The sequence below is a fragment of the Nocardioides cavernae genome (genome assembly GCF_016907475.1).
GTDB lineage: Bacteria > Actinomycetota > Actinomycetes > Propionibacteriales > Nocardioidaceae > Nocardioides > Nocardioides cavernae.
In genome coordinates this window covers 332,244-346,752 of record NZ_JAFBCA010000001.1, presented here as the reverse complement: position 1 = coordinate 346,752, position 14,509 = coordinate 332,244, and the positions used below count along the sequence as shown (strand labels likewise).

Annotated in this window: 13 protein-coding genes; 11 read left to right on the top strand and 2 right to left on the bottom strand. The window is 66.3% G+C overall.

The window, feature by feature from the left end; translation table 11 throughout:
- Positions 1–52: 52 nt before the first annotated feature.
- From JOD65_RS01675 to JOD65_RS01625, 11 genes are all read left to right on the top strand, one after another.
- Positions 53–961: a thiamine pyrophosphate-dependent dehydrogenase E1 component subunit alpha gene (locus JOD65_RS01675; RefSeq protein ID WP_191194055.1), complete on the top strand. Its 909-nt coding sequence runs from the start codon at positions 53–55 to the stop codon at positions 959–961.
- Positions 958–1,965, top strand: coding sequence for an alpha-ketoacid dehydrogenase subunit beta (locus tag JOD65_RS01670; RefSeq protein ID WP_191194056.1), 1,008 nt, complete (start codon positions 958–960; stop codon positions 1,963–1,965). The genes JOD65_RS01675 and JOD65_RS01670 overlap by 4 nt, the downstream gene beginning before the upstream one ends.
- Before the next feature lie 3 nt (positions 1,966–1,968).
- The gene (locus JOD65_RS01665) at positions 1,969–3,237 is read left to right on the top strand and encodes a 2-oxo acid dehydrogenase subunit E2 (protein ID WP_191194057.1); all 1,269 of its coding nucleotides are present in this window, start codon (positions 1,969–1,971) and stop codon (positions 3,235–3,237) included.
- A complete protein-coding gene (locus JOD65_RS01660) occupies positions 3,234–3,947 on the top strand; it encodes an SDR family NAD(P)-dependent oxidoreductase (RefSeq protein WP_191194058.1) in 714 nt (237 codons plus the stop codon). The genes JOD65_RS01665 and JOD65_RS01660 overlap by 4 nt, the downstream gene beginning before the upstream one ends.
- Positions 3,944–4,669: an SDR family NAD(P)-dependent oxidoreductase gene (locus JOD65_RS01655; RefSeq protein ID WP_191194059.1), complete on the top strand. Its 726-nt coding sequence runs from the start codon at positions 3,944–3,946 to the stop codon at positions 4,667–4,669. The genes JOD65_RS01660 and JOD65_RS01655 overlap by 4 nt, the downstream gene beginning before the upstream one ends.
- Before the next feature lie 29 nt (positions 4,670–4,698).
- Complete coding sequence (locus tag JOD65_RS01650) at positions 4,699–5,601, top strand: alpha/beta hydrolase (protein ID WP_191194060.1); 903 nt, start codon at positions 4,699–4,701, stop codon at positions 5,599–5,601.
- Positions 5,598–6,809, top strand: a complete 1,212-nt coding sequence (locus JOD65_RS01645; protein WP_204810902.1) for an alkene reductase — start codon at positions 5,598–5,600, stop codon at positions 6,807–6,809. Before JOD65_RS01650 ends, JOD65_RS01645 begins: the two co-directional genes overlap by 4 nt.
- A gap of 5 nt (positions 6,810–6,814) precedes the next feature.
- On the top strand, positions 6,815–7,606 hold the full coding sequence (locus JOD65_RS01640) for an SDR family NAD(P)-dependent oxidoreductase (protein WP_307821361.1): 792 nt from the start codon (positions 6,815–6,817) through the stop codon (positions 7,604–7,606).
- 1,089 nt (positions 7,607–8,695) lie between these two features.
- Positions 8,696–11,575 carry a hypothetical protein gene (locus JOD65_RS01635; RefSeq protein WP_191194061.1) on the top strand — a complete coding sequence of 960 codons (2,880 nt, stop codon included), beginning with the start codon at positions 8,696–8,698 and terminating at the stop codon, positions 11,573–11,575.
- A 77-nt stretch (positions 11,576–11,652) separates the two neighbouring features.
- Entirely contained in the window at positions 11,653–11,850 is a 198-nt protein-coding gene (locus JOD65_RS01630; protein WP_191194062.1) for a hypothetical protein, read from the top strand.
- A 350-nt stretch (positions 11,851–12,200) separates the two neighbouring features.
- Complete coding sequence (locus tag JOD65_RS01625) at positions 12,201–12,677, top strand: hypothetical protein (protein ID WP_191194063.1); 477 nt, start codon at positions 12,201–12,203, stop codon at positions 12,675–12,677.
- Positions 12,678–12,999: 322 nt separating this feature from the next.
- Here JOD65_RS01625 and JOD65_RS01620 read toward each other — a convergent pair whose 3' ends face one another.
- Positions 13,000–13,569, bottom strand: coding sequence for a DUF4325 domain-containing protein (locus tag JOD65_RS01620; protein WP_191194064.1), 570 nt, complete (start codon positions 13,567–13,569; stop codon positions 13,000–13,002).
- Between the two features lie 13 nt (positions 13,570–13,582).
- A complete protein-coding gene (locus JOD65_RS01615) occupies positions 13,583–14,470 on the bottom strand; it encodes a hypothetical protein (RefSeq protein WP_191194065.1) in 888 nt (295 codons plus the stop codon).
- Positions 14,471–14,509 lie beyond the last annotated feature (39 nt).

The window sequence follows — 14,509 nt, the reverse complement described above, 5'->3', positions numbered from 1 at the left end:
CGTGGCCCGACCGACGGTCGACCTCGAGCTGGCGACCGACCTGTACGGCAAGATGACGCTGATCCGGCGCTTCGAGACCGCGGCCTATCGCGGCTACGAGAGCGGTGATGTGTTCGGCACCGTCCATGTCGCCATCGGTCAGGAGGCAACGGCGGTCGGGGTCATCAGCACGCTTGGGCCTGAAGACCAGGTGCTCAGCCACCACAGGGGCCACGGTCACGCCCTCGCCAAGGGAGTGGCCGCACCCCGACTGATGGCCGAGCTCTACGGTCGCCTGGACGGCGTCTCGCGAGGTAAGGGTGGCTCGATGCACGCCACCGACACCAGTAGCGGCTTCCTAGGCACTATGGCCATCGTTGGCAGTTCGATTCCGCTCGCCGGCGGGGTGGCGCTCGCCAACAAGCTGCGCGGCACCGGTCAGGTGTGCGTAGCGTTCTTCGGCGACGGCGCCATCAACCAGGGCGTACTTTACGAGACCCTCAACCTGGCCGCGCTCTGGTCGCTGCCCTTGGTTCTCGTCTGCGAGAACAACTCCTACGCCATCACCACGGCCGCATCGGACTCCACGGCCGGTCCCGGCCTGGTCTCGCGCGCCGAGTCCTTCGGCGTTCGCGCGGAATCCGTCGACGGCCAGGACGTGCTCGCGGTTCGTGACCTCGCCGGCTCATTCGTCGAGGGTGCCCGTGCCGGCCAGCCTGCTGTCATCGAGGCGCTGACCTACCGGTTCATGGGGCACTCCCGCGGCGACCCGGCCCACGGCGTCTACCGTACGAAGGACGAGGTGGCGGGCTGGAAGGCGCGCGACCCCCTGACGATCCTCGCCGGGGCTGCAGGACTGGACGAGTCGACCACGAACCGCCTCGACGAGGATGCCCGCAACGTCGTGGACGCCGCGGTGGCCTTCGCACGCGAGAGTGAGCACAGCAGCCCCGCCGACCTGACGGATGGAGTGCTTGCATGACCGCGGACACCACGACCGAGACGGTTGCGGGCAACTTCGGTGATGCGCTCGCCGCCGCACAACAGGACGCGATGAGGCTCGACCCCTCCATCGTCCTCATGGGGCAGGACATCGAGGCCGGATTCCCGTTCGGGGCCACAAAGGCTCTCGTGGACGAGTTCGGCGCCGAGCGCGTGCGCAACACGCCGATCTCCGAGGCGGCCACCATGGGCTTCGGCGTCGGGGCCGCGCTCGCCGGCGCCCGTCCCGTCGTCGAGGTGGATTTCTCGGGCTTTCTCCTGCTGGGGATGGACCAACTGATCAACAACGCCGCGAAACTCCGCTACATGAGTGGAAACCAGGTCTCGGTGCCGCTCGTGGTTCGCGTCGGCCAGGGGCCGCTCGGGTCGTTTGCGGCGCAGCACTCCCAGACCCAGCACGCATACCTGTCATCGATTCCGGGCCTTGTGGTCTTGGTTCCGTCGTCGCCCCAGGCCGCGTACGACGCGATGCGCTGGGCGCTGACGCAGTCCGACACGGTTGTGCTGCTCGAGGACATGCGGCTCTACCGGCGAACGGGCACTTTCACCCGCGGCGAGGTTCCCGACGATGTGCAGCCGGTGGTCATCCGGTCCGGAACGACGTTGAGCGTCATCACCTACGGCTACGGCGTCACGCTCGCAACGCAGGCAGCCTCAGTGCTGGCGGAAGAGGGCATCGACCTGGACATCGTGTCGCTGGAGCGGATGAGTCCGCTGGATTCATCCGTCATGGTGCAGTCGGCCCGCAGGACCGGACGTGTGCTGTGCCTGACCGACGATCCACCAGCCTTCGGCGTCGGCTCGACCCTCTCCGCAGTCATCACCGCCCAGGCCAATGACGCGTTGGAGCTTCCTCCTGTGATCTTGGGGAGCAAGCCGGTGCCGACCCCGTACACCCCTGACCTCGAAGCCCTGGTCTTCCCGAGCGTCGAGAGCGTCTGCGAGGCGGCGCGACGCCTGGCCGCATGGAATGGAGAGGCATAGCCCGTGCAAGAACTGGTGATGCCCAAGGTCTCGCTCGGTGACGACGACGAGCCGATGGTGCTCCTCTCGTGGCTGGTGACGGCGGGCGAGAGCTTCGACGAGGGCGATCCCGTTGTGGAGGTCGAGACCTCCAAGGCCAACATGGAGGTCGAGGCGCCGTTCGGAGGTGTCATGACCGACGTTGCGCGTGAAGTCGGGAGCAGCGTGGTGCCGGGGGACGTGCTCGCGTTTATTGCCGGTCCCGGCGAGGCCCCGTCGCCCGACGAACTGGCGAGCCTGCGCGCACGTATCGGCACAGCGCCTGCCGGAGCAACCCCGGCCGTCGGATCTGCCCCGGCAGCGGATTCACCTGGCCCCGCGGCAGACGGCGAGTCCGCCGAGCCGACCGAGCTAGGGGACCCCGTCGAACCGGTGCCGTCCGTCGAGCCCGTCGCCGTGCGTGATGACACGGCGACCTCGGCTCCGGCTGCGGCGCTGATCTCCGATGACTTCGACGGCCCAGGAGCTTTCAGCGGTCTGCCTCCTGCGGTGCGGCGAGGCCTCGTGCGGCGCCGTGCCGACGATGAGGGCGGCGTGCCCGCGCAGGAGAGCGGAGAGCGACTCCCGCTGTCCCGGCACCGTAGAGCGCTGGCGTCCTTGATGACGAAGTCTGCCTCGATCCCTCAGTTCTCCGTGCACCGCGACCTCGCGATGGGAGCCGCGCTCCGCACGGTCGAGGAGCTGCGCGCACGAGGCCTCCCCACAACGCTGACCGATGTCCTCCTGCGCGCCACCGCGGAGGCATTGGATGTGCACCCAGAACTGAACTGCCACTTCAACGAGGGTGACATCGTTCGATTCAAGCACCCGGCGATCGCCCTTGCCGCCGACAGCCCCGCGGGGGTGGTCGCTCCGGTGATCCGCATCAGCGCCACCACCAGCTGGGCCAGTGTCGCCCGCGAGCGTCGCCGGGTGGTTGAGGGGGCTCGGAACGGGCGATTGATGCCGGCCGACCTGACCGGAGGCACGTTCTCGATCTCGAACGTCGGACCGCTGGGCGGCGACCTCGTTGTCCCGATGGTCACTCCCCCCCAGGTCGCCATCCTCGGACTCGGTCGGGTCCGGCCGGGGGCGGGCAACATGGTGGCCACGGGTGTCCTCTCGGCTGACCACCGCGTGCTGGACGGGGCCGATGCCGCCCGGTTCCTGCGCACACTCGACGAGGTGCTGGCTCGCAGCAGTGCAACGACGGAAGAACCCCGTCACGCGGCGGCCGAGGAGGAGGGCGCATGAGCACGCCGATCAGGCGAGCGGTTGTCACCGGCGTCAGTCGGGGGCTCGGGCTGGCGATCGCCGCCCGCTTCCTCGACGACGGGTACGCCGTCGTCGGCATCAGCCGTGGGGCTTCGCCGTTGGCGGGTCGTGACGGTTTTAGCGCGCTGCGCGCTGACCTGTCCGACCACGACGTCTGCGCCACAGTGATCGATTCGGTCCGGTCCGATCACGGCCCCATCGACGTCTTGGTCAACAATGCCGCGACGATGGTCTACACGAGTGTCGCCGACATCACCGCGGACCAGCTCCAGACGATCGTGGATCTCAACCTGACCACTCCGTTCATCTTGAGCAGGGACGTCGTCCGCAACTGGCTTGCGGAGGGCGCCACGGGCAACATCGTCAACATCTCCTCGGTCGAGTCCGACGTCGCCTGGCCCAACCCGCTGCAAGCGGCGTACGCAACTACCAAGGGCGGTCTCGTTGGCCTCACGCGTGCCATGGCGCTCGAGCTCGCCGGCAGCGGCATCCGGGTCAACGCGGTGGCGCCAGGCGCCCTTGCGACGGAGATGTCCTCGCCAGACCCCAATGTGCTCGACCTGATCCCGCAGGGTCGGCTCGGTACGCCCGAGGAGATCGCGGCATCAGTCGCCCACGTGGCTGGCCCCGACGCGTCCTACATGACCGGAGAAGTCCTCTACATCGACGGGGGATACCGACTTCAATGAGTAGATTCGACGGAAAGATCGCGCTCGTCACCGGCGCCGGCTCGGGTATCGCCGCTGCCACGTGCGAGCGCCTGCACTCCGAGGGAGCGACGGTCTTCGGGCTCGACCGGTCCGACATGGCTGACCACTCGCTCGCGGGGTCCGACAGGTTCCATCCCATCGTCCACGACCTCATCGATCCTGTGCCCGGCGACCTCTTCGACGGGGTCGGCCCGGTGGATGTCCTGGTCAACGCTGCCGGGATCCTCCACCGCAGCGACGTCGCTGACCACGACCTGGGGGAGTGGAAGCGGACCCTCGCGGTCAACGTCCATGCTCCGTACCTGCTCACCTCCCAGTTCGTCAGGCACCGGACAGGGCTGGGCGGAGGTGGCGCGGTGGTCAACGTGTGCTCCATCGAGTCGTTCGTTGCGCTGCCCCGGCATGCGGCGTACACGGCGTCCAAGTCCGCGATGCTGATGTTCACCCGGGCGTCGGCGTTTGAGCTCGCCGCTCACGGCATCCGCGTGAATGCGATCGCACCGGGGGTCACTGCGACCGCCATGAACCGATCTCTGCGCGAGGACGCGGACGCGTCGAGCGCCCTCATCCAGCGGATCCCGCTACGTCGCTTCGGCGAGCCACGTGACCAGGCCGCTGCCATCGCCTTCCTCGCCTCCGAGGACGCCGCCTACGTCACTGGGGCTGTGCTTCCGGTCGACGGCGGCTGGCTCACCTGCTGACACATCTTCACCATCCCAAAGGAGCGTTCGTGTTCGAGACTGTCTACTTCACCAGTGAGGGCGTCCAGCTGGAGGCCCAGTTGCACCTGCCGGAGGGCGACGGCCCTTTCCCCGTCGTGGTCATGGCCGGCGGCTGGTGCTACGTCAAGGAGCTCGTGCAGCCGAGGTACGCCGAGATCTTCGCCGCAGCGGGCTACGCCTCCCTGATTTTCGACTATCGCGGGTTCGGAGGCAGCGAGGGCGCGCCTCGCCAGCACCTCGACCCGCACGGTCAGGTCGAGGACTACCGAAACGCCATCAGCTACGTGGAGACCCTCGACGCGATCGACTCCACGCGCATCGCGGTGTGGGGCATCTCCTACAGCGGTGGCCATTCGATGATCGTGGGCGCGATCGACAGCCGCGCCAAGGTCGTCATCTCGATCGTCCCGGTGGTCGACGGTCTGGAGACCATGAGGCGCGCCCACGGCACGATGGGCTTCCGGCGTCTGCGCTCGGCCATCGTCGAGAGCCGGCGGAAGCGGTTCGCGACCGGTGAGCACGAGTACATGAAGCACTCGTCCACCACCCCCGAGTCCGAGCTCTGCACCTGGCCGTTCCCCGGCAGCCCGCCGCTCTTCCAGATGCTCAAGGAGACCGAGGCGCCCAACTACGAGAACCGCAACACGGTCGCCTCCACCGAGATGCTCATGGAGTACTCCGTCGAGCCCCACGTGCGTGAACTGGTGGACACCCCGACCCTCCTCGTGCTGGCAGACAACGACGACTTCACCTGGTCGGACCTTGAGACCCGCACGTACAACGCCATCCCGACGCCCGACAAGGCCCTGCACGTCGTGAAGGGGACAGACCACCACGGGCTCTACCGCGACCCGGAGAAGACCAAGCTCGCGGCGCGCGTCTGCCTCGACTGGCTGCAGAAGTACCTGTGAGCAAAGCGGTGGCGGCAACAGAGAGTGCCGAGCGGCTTCTGCTGAAGCCGTACACCTTGCGTGGTGGCATTGAACTTGAGAACCGCGTGGTGATGGCTCCGATGACGAGGGCACGCGCCAGCGAGCCGGACGGGATTCCCTCGCCGGAAGCGGCGACCTACTACAGCCAACGAGCTGGTGCAGGGCTCGTTGTCACCGAGGCGACCAACATCTCGCTACATGGCAAGGGCTTCGGACAGACGCCAGGGTGCTACACCGATCAGCAGGAGGCGGCTTGGGCCGACGTGGCCGACGCCGTCCACAGCCGCGGCGGGTGCATCTTCATGCAGCACTGGCATGTCGGTCGGTTGGCCAGCCGCGAGACATGTGGCGACGTACCACTCGCGCCAAGCCAGCAGACTGCGCCGGCTCGCGTCTGGGCCGTCCGCTCCGACGGGTGGAAGGGCGCGGTGCCGTGTGACGAGGCCCGCGAGATGACGGTGAGCGACATCCGGCAGGTCGTCAACGAACACCGGGATGCGGCCGTGCGCGCGGTACGTGCGGGGTTCGACGGCGTCGAGCTGCACGGCGCAAATGGCTACCTCATCGACCAGTTCCTGCGCAGCACGACCAACAAGCGGCAGGACGACTACGGCGGCTCGCCCACGGCGCGGTGCCGATTCCTGTCCGAGGTGGTCGACGCAGTCGTCGACGCGATCGGGGCCAAGCGGGTCGGGGTGAGACTGAGCCCGCGGATCGGCTACGCCGACGGAGCGGATCCCGAGATGGAGACGACCACGTTGTTGGCGGCCTCTGTGTTGGAAGGCAAGGGCATCGCTTACCTCCACGTTGCCGAGGCCGACAGCCTGGCCGACGACCTCGAGCCGCTGTCAGAGGAGTTCCGCGCAGACCTGCGCGAGCGCTTCACCGGCCCCCTCATCGTCGCTCATCAGTACGACGTTAATCGCGGTGAGGCCGCCTTGGCTTCTGGACTTGCCGATCTGGTCGCGTTCGGTCGGCCGTTCCTGGCCAACCCCGACTTGGTCGATCGGATCGCGCACGGGGTCCCGTGGGCGCCGACGCCGGAGAAGAAGTTTTGGTACAGCGGCGAGGACTCCGGCTACATCGACTGGCCCACTTCGGAGCTCCCCGACGGTCTTAACGGGCGCATCCTTGACGAAGCGTCCATAGCCGAGGTGCAAGCCTCGTCGAGGACGATGGGCAGTTGAACATCGTGGGGCCTGCTGCGAGCAGACATATCCACGACTTGTTCTCGGTCGATGGCCGAGTAGCGGTCGTCACAGGAGCGTCGTCTGGCATCGGAGCGAGGTATGCAGCCGTCCTCGCTGACGCGGGTGCACGTGTGGTCGTGGCAGCCCGCCGCCAGGATCGTCTGGAGAGCCTGGCCGTCGAGTTGAGCCAACGTGGGGGCGACGTCATCGCCATGCCATGCGACGTGTCCGAACCACAGGAGGTCGAGCGACTCCTGAGCGACGTGGTCAAGCATCACGGTCGGATCGACGTGATGATCAACAACGCCGGAGTAGCTCCACCGGATGAAGGGGACCTCGAGACAGTCGCCGGCTTCCAAGATGTCGTGGCCGTTAATCTCATTGGCGTCTACGCGGGCGCTCGCGCCGCTGCCGTGCAGATGCTGAAACAGGGCCGCGGGGCCATCATCAACATGTCTTCGATCAGTGGCCTCGTCGCGGGCGAAGGCATCGACACCCCGTCCTACATCGCAACGAAGGGTGCAGTCGTAAGCCTGACCCGGGAGCTGGCCGTGAGGTGGGCACCGGACGGTGTGCGAGTGAATGCAATCGCTCCCGGCTGGATCAGGACCGAGATGAACGCCTGGTACTTGGACACTGACGACGGTCGGTCCTGGGTCGAGGCGCGGACGCCGATGGGACGCGCGGGTTCTGTGTCCGAGCTCGACGGCGCGATGTTGTTTCTGGCTTCCGACGCTTCCAGCTACGTCACGGGGCACACGCTGGTTGTCGACGGGGGGTGGGTGGCCCGATGAGAACCTGGTGGCGGGTCGAGCCCGTGGTCAGTTGCGCGCCAAACTTGACGATCTCCAGGCAGGGAGCCGGGGTCCGCGCGCACGTGGATCCGGACCTCCTCGACGTACGCGAGCGTGACGCGGGCCCGGTCAGGCGCCCTTGGTCGAGGGCGACAGGATGGCGGTGCCCGTCGTCCTAACCAGCTAGGCGCGCCGTGCTCGCCCACGGGGCGAGATGTGCGTTGTGGGTCGATACATGATGACGACCTGCATGAAGCGGCTTCATCCCCGAGCTCGCGCTGACCCCAGGCTCGCTTGCCCCCACGCAGTTGCACACGGCTCGTCGTAGCAGAGGTTCGAAGGACCCCAGTGCCCGGGCATCTGGCGGTGGATGACGTGTACGGCGGCGGCAAAGCCATCCTCGTAGGCGTCGTCCAACTCCAGGTCTGTCGAGCCCTGACACGAGCAATCAGTCACGTCCTGATCCGGCTCGATGTACTCCAACGGTCCCTGACCGCTGTAGTCATCGACAGCGACGTGGATCGTCCCGGCCTCTAGGGTCACTTCGATCCGTGCCCTAGCGCTGTCGATCGTGTGGATCTCACGATGCGTGTACGTGGCAGTGCTGCCGGATCGGGACTGCATGGAGCCTCCTGCGCGGATCGTCGTGGGCCGGATGCCCATCGCTCACTCGAGGTATCGGTATGTGCAAGGCGCCTGCACACCTGGGCCTGGTGGGGAGTCAAGTCGCGGCGTTGGTCCGCCGATGACGTCTCCAACCATGAACCCAGGAGGTTGGATGTCCACGTGTTGCGCCCCTCGTCTCTTCGCTCAGTCGGTCACTCCCGAAGGCCGCGGCGACTCGGCACAGGTGAAGCTGACGCTGGATGAAAGTTGCTGGTGTCGAGTCCCCGCGTCTGCTGAGTCGACTCAGAACTTCATTGCAGATACGCCGTGTGGCGCCGACGTAGCCGAACCAACTTCATGAGTGCCGCCAAGAAGTTCCACGCGGTCGAGTCAGTTCCGTCAGTTTGGCTGGGGGCACCCGCGTGGAGCGCCAGCGGCTCGATCGTGTGGCGGGAACGATTCGACACTGCTCTGCATGATGCTGTGAGCACCAACTTCCCGATGTTGCTCTGCGGACGAAACAGCAAGGACAGCAGCCGCGTGGGTGCCTACGACGCTGCTGACGACCTACATCTCGCAGCGACCTTCCTCGCCGAGAACCATGGGCTGGACGTTCGCCCGATCCTGCCGTCACGCGACTTCATCGCAGACGCGCTCATGAAGCACGGCATCGTGGTTGAGTCGAAGGACGTTAACGGACGGAAGTTCAGTAACCGCTTCCTTCTGATCGACCTACGTGAGCACGGCGTCGTTCTCAGCGTGTCGGCCGGCTCAGGCAAGAAGATGACGGCGGACTTTCAGCAGCCCCATGTGCAATGGCTGGACCTGCTCGCCAAGACACCAGACCTGGCACTCGGAGCGTTGTACTTCAAGCGCCCCGATCGGATGGCACGTGAGTACTGGGCCATCGGAACGCTCCTGCACCGGTTGCGCCACCTGGAGAGCCAGCGGCCCATCTGGGTCGGCGACGGCAAGCGCGGTCGCTGGGATCTAGCCGCGGTCCAAGACATCGTCCGCTTCGTCGAGGCGACGGGCAGCACCCAAGAGGCTGACGGCTTCATCCTGAAGCGCCTCGCAAGCCAGCGCGAGCACACAGGTGCGGGGATGGAGCACTATCGCGTCCCATACGCGCTCCACAGCGCCTGCCCGCCCGGCACCTACCGGTACCAACCCCATGGCAGCAAGCGATGGACCCTCGCCATCGACTCACCCGACCTCTACCCCGAGGAAGACCCGGTCGCCGGCAAGCCCCGGGGCGTTCCTGATGTGGTTCTGCCTAATGCCTGTCTCGCCGATCAGGCGGCCACCATTCAATGGCTGCTCAGTGAACTTGGGAAGCCAGGCAAGGGTCTACGCGAGCTGTGGCCAAGCCTCATCGCTCGCGGCTACAGCACCGAGACGCTGCGCCTCAGCGAAGGTCAAGGCGCGCGGGCCTATTACGGAGGACCATCCAAACCAGTCACGGGGATCTCGTGGGACTACGTCTCGAGTTGGTCCCGGTCCATCATCGAGAACCTGGACTTCTACGAGACGGGCATCCTCGTTCGCTCCATCTCTCCCGACGTGGACCCGATCGAGATCGCCAATTGCTTCCCTCCCTCAGGACGGTGGGCCGAGCCCGCTGACTTCGAGCGGATCCGCAGGTACCTGCGTGACCGGAAACGGGCCGCATCGACACGCACGGCGTGGTCGTGGACGGGGATGCCGGTCACGGTCAACGGCGTCTCCGGACAACTCGGGACGCCGCGAAGGCCCAAGGAGCGGCAAGCGGTCCGGTGGCCTGTCCTCCTCGACAGCCCCCTTCCCGCAGGTGACCCAGCGCTTCGCGGCGGCCTGTTCGTGCCATTGGTTCCGGATGAAGTCCTGACGACCGGGATCGTCGAAAGTCTTCTGGCCGCGAACGGTCGTCCCCTGCTCGCTGCTATCGGCCACCAGTCCATGGACGAAGAGAATGCGGAGCTGGCAGCTCAGTTGGGCGATCTTGACCACAAGGTCGGCGTGCTGGAGCGCCGGATCGCGCGAAAGCAGGAGGACATCTACGCCGAGGACCCCGAGACCGGCGAGGCGGTGATGCCCAGCCTGATGCGGATCGAGGCCATGAAGGACATCGAACGTCTGCAGTTCGAGGCCGCTGCTCTTCTGGCACAGCGGCGCGACCTGTCCGACCAGTTCGACGGTCTACGCGTGAGTGACTCGGGTGTCAGCGTCGATGACCTCCAGGCGATTCTCGACGGCCTACACAACCCGCGGACGAACGCCTATCGGCAACGCCTGGGTCAAGCAATCCGATCGCTCGACTTCCAGATCGAGGCGATCAAACGCGACCGGCTGCGTGGACGATCGGTGACGTTCACGGGCGAGATCATCCTTGAGACGAGCGTCGGCGCTCGCTCGGTCCCGTTCGGAGGCGCATACGAGTTGGGCGCGGCGGCGGAGTCGGCAGCGACGACGCTGGATGGTCTAGTTCGACTCCGGGCGGGCGACCTGCCGGCGGCGTATCCGCGAGGAAGTCGCGAAAGGGTCGGCGTGACACTAGCCCTCAGGGCACTCGGGGCGAACGCAGAGGCATTCGCGCTCCGCACATGTGAAGACGGGCCTTTGCTCCGCCTCGGAATGGCTGCCCTCTTCCCCACGCCGGCGCAAGCCGAGGCCGGGGCAGCCATCGCGACGGTCGAGGACCTAGCCGCGGACGAAACATTCAGGGCTGACTTCGGCGACGTTGCCCTCCTGGCCGAGCGCATGGCGGAAGTGCACGCGAACCGGGGGACCCCCCGATGGCTCGATCCGGGTGAAGCTGTCATCGAGGTCGACCTCATGATTGCGTCGATCGTGCCCAGCCGTTCGGTCTCGTACACGCGTAAGCAACTCACGAACCTCCGCCGTCGGCTGAGCGATGATCCGCACAAGGCCGGCGCATGGAGCTGGGACGGCGGCCAACCGGTCCTGTCGCCCTGCCCTCACTGCGAGGGCATCTGGCGCGTACCTGTCCGCTTCCGCGAGGCCGCCGGCTACCTGTGCTTGGAATGTCGGTTGGACGTGGTCGGAGTTCGCTGGCCAGCGCGATTCGACCAGTGGGTCACACGTGTCGACGCATGGCAGGCGATCGGCGCGCCCATCGTCACGACCAATTGTGAGCCCGCGGCTCCGCCCAAGAGGCGCGCACGGCGCCACCGCTCATTGGCTGACCTCGACCTGAGTGCACGGGACGCGATCATCGCCGACTACCTCGACCGCAGCGTCCCAGTCAGTCGGATCATGACGACGCACAACCTCAGTGCCGACACACTGTCGAAGCTGGTGAAGTCGGCAGGGGTCCCGACTCGGTACGCCGCCACGCGCGAACGCTGGGACAGTCGTTCCTGACGAATGTCCGCCTCGTCTGGCCGCGGCGCTGTCGGTGGCCCCTGCCATGCTCAGCCTCCGACAGAAAGAGGGGCGTCATGGAGTGGGAGCTGTGGGTCTGGCGCGCCACTGCGAGTCGCGGCGTGCGCAAGTCCATCGCAGCGTCGACGGGCCTCGTGATCGTGTGGCTGTTCGCCTTCGGGCCACTGGTCGAGTGGCGCCAGAAAGCAATGATGGAGCGGCTGCAGCCGATCATCGCGGAGATCGTTGACGTTGATTCTGTGCCTACCGATTGAGCCGAGACACGAGATCGATGAAGACGGGTATGGCCTGGCCCCGCTGCTCGCCGTAGTGTGTGTTCAAGCCCGGTTTGCGGGCAATGCCCCTCCGTGCCGGAGGGGCATTCGTCATTTGCCGACTTTTGCATACGCGCCGTCAAGCAGCGAGGAGGCCTGCTGTGCCGAGAGACCCGAACGAGCCCGTAGCTCTGACGCGATGGATCCACGGTGAGGTGCGGGTCCACTTCAGGAGCGGCCACATCGCCGACGTGCCATCGTCCCTGCGCGGGGCTCACTCGCTGCGAAAGCAGCTCGAGGACCGCCAGGGCTCCGACAGCATCGGAGGGTTGCACGCACATTCTGGATGGGTGTGGGCACGCAACGACGAGGTCGTCTTGGCTGAATGGGTGCCGTCCGCTGACTACGGCTGGAAGGACACCTCGGTCGAGGACCGGCGACTGCTGGAGAAGGCTGGGCTTCCCTACGGGGTTCTGCGGGCACTGGCCGACCTCTGGGGAGGCAAGGGTCACCATAAGGCCGCCTACTCAATCAACGCCGTCGCCGCCTTGATGACGATCGCGACCAAGCAGCCGGGCATGACTCGCGACCTCTGGGACCGGATGGCCATCAGGTTGGAGGGGGACGAAGGCGCACGACTAGCTGATCCGGAAGCCATCCGCGCAGCGGTCGATGACAAATCCGAACCTGAGCCGGCCGCCTCGCCCACTCCAGGCACCGGTGGGTCACCTGGCGAAGCTCCACCCGCCGATCATGAGGCTGGACCGAGCGACTACACCTCAGACCAGCACCCTGTTGAACGCGACTCGGACGACATGGGGACGTGACTGTCGTGGCTCGGCGATACGCAGGCCGAGATCCGGTGGAAACGGTGCGACACCTCGAAGGTGAGCAGGTCGAGGACCAACCGAGGGGCGCCCTGTGGTTGACACTCAGGGCGCCCCGACTCGAGCAGCGCATTTCGCCCAGAATGGGGCACCTCTCATTGATCGGGGCTACGTTCGAAAGGCAAGTCTCAACCACCGCCGGGGAACGCCTACCTGAGTTGCGCCCGCCACCGCCGGGGAATTGATGTGGAGTCGCCTATCCCCCGCCACCCGGGTGTTGGGTCGCGCGGCCAGCGTCGGAGCGTGTGTCCAGGCTCAACGATCAGGCAACGGATGAGTTGCGCCTGCCAGGCGCCGCAGCGGAGTACAGGAACTCCTTGCCGCCTCTCGCCGCGCCAACGTTACGCATTTTGCGCAAAGCGCCGACTGCGACGAGGCGCTTGAGTCGGTTGTTGACGTTTTGGGGAGAGATGGACAGCGCTTCTGCAAGGTCAGCAGCTCTGACACTCCCGCGCGTCGCGGCCGCACGGTACGTCTCTTGGAGCAACACGTCACCCACGAGCTCGAGATGACCAGCATCATTAGCGACCACGACGGGTCGATCACGACGCTCCAAACAGACCTCTACTGTCTCGGCGTTCTCCGCGTTTAATCCAGAGACGCAAACCGTCATGTCGTGGCTTGCGGCGTCCAACGTGGCAAGGAACTTGCCGAGAAACTCGTCGGCGAAGCTGATGGTCATGGCTGTCACGCCGGCGAAGTCGATCGTCAGATCGAGACCGCGACTGTCGGCAAGGAGGTCGTCCAGCCTTGCTCGGCCCTCTCGTCCCTGAGCCCGCGAGGCGGGGAACTCGGCGAGTTGGTTCACACTGAACGTCACTTGTTCAGTCATCGCTTCTCCCGTTTCATTGTCCGGATTGAACCATACTGGCACTGTCCGCACCTAGATGGTGAGTAAGCCACGCCCAAGTTCCAGGCGTCCGGTCGATGCGTGGGCGGACCTCGTGCGTCACACCCTGTGGCGTCCCGAGAACCGAGATCTCTGCGCTTCCAGAGCGGATCTGAAGACGCGTGGTCCCGTGGCGCCGGCTGAACTCGACAAGGTCGTGAAGCCCGTTTCCACGGTCATCGCTGACGCCGCTGACACCTCTGCGTACGGCCTTCCCGAGCGCGGACTCGTCGTTAGTGAGGTGCGCATATCGCGGGTTCTGGCGCAGGTGGTCAAGGACGCCAACTCCGGTGTCGCAGACGGCCATCTCCAAGCGCGCACCGCCGCCTGACTGTCCGGAGTAGGCCTGAACGGCCACAAAGGATCCTGAGGAACTGGCCCCATGTTCCGTTGCATTGGCCAGGAGTTCCCCGCAGGCGGCGTAGGCACGGCGCCCCGCGCCGGCGTCGGCACCTCGGAAGTAGGTCGTCACGAGGCGACCGACTCGCTCGGCAACGTCGTCCTCGTTGTCCGGCGTCAGGCGCGTGACTTCGAGGAGGCGATGTCCTTGATTGGTGCGGACCTCGGGCGGCACGCGGCCGACGATCCTGGTCCGCGAAGGCATGTGGCGGAGCACGTCCAGCCTCTGGAGGTAGGAAGCAACCCCGGCGTCACGCGGCAGACGCAGCGTCACGGGCACGGAAGCTTCAGAGACGGCGTGTGCGGTGGCCACCATGCCCGCAAGGTCGAGCGGACATGCAAACGCGAGTTGCGTCGCATCGATGGTTAGCGATGTCGACCCCGTGTGGAAGCCAAGGTGAGCCGCGGTCGCCAGGGGCGCCTCGCCCACCAGCATCAGCTCCATCCGCACAGTGTGAGCGCCGCAGCCCCCCGTAGCAGGTGC